Below are 499 nucleotides of genomic sequence, written 5' to 3'. Positions count from 1 at the left end.
AAATGGAGCAGGATCGGCTTCCCGCAGCCGGATATAAGTGTCAGATGGAATTCGCGGTGGAGCTCTTCCCAGCGCTCGAGTGTCTCGGGGCGGGCCGCGTCACGCTCAGTGCGGTTAAGGCGATGCAGCGCTCTCATAACGTTGCTTTCCCACTCCACATCGCCGATCCGCATGGACTCGCGAAGCGCAAAGACTTCGAGTTCTTCGCGCAGGATGGTTATCTCTTCCAGATTGGCCAAGGAGATTGATGAAACGCGGTAGCCGCGATTGTCCTCGAACTCCACTAGACCGTCCGATATCAGCCGCGCCAACCCTTCACGCAGCGGACTGAGGCTTACGTTGAACGTCTTGCGCGCCTTGTCGAGATTGATCTTGCTGCCGGCCTGAAGCTCGCCGGAGATGATCGCCTCACGAAGACGGGATGCAAGCTGGCTCCCAATCGTGTTTTTGCCGTCGTCGAGGAATCCAGAAGACGATGGAGCATCTTCTGCCGGCGGAG

Annotated in this window: 1 protein-coding gene; it reads right to left on the bottom strand. The window is 58.3% G+C overall.

Annotated elements, in window-relative coordinates:
• Positions 1-499, bottom strand: a 499-nt coding sequence (locus EN851_RS34195; protein ID WP_245520885.1) for a GntR family transcriptional regulator, incomplete at both ends; no start/stop codon positions are given.

Origin of the sequence: Mesorhizobium sp. M8A.F.Ca.ET.208.01.1.1, assembly GCF_004791315.1 — a bacterium.
Lineage (GTDB): Bacteria > Pseudomonadota > Alphaproteobacteria > Rhizobiales > Rhizobiaceae > Mesorhizobium.
Note: the sequence above shows the minus strand (reverse complement) of the source record. Positions and strands in the feature narration are given on the sequence as shown.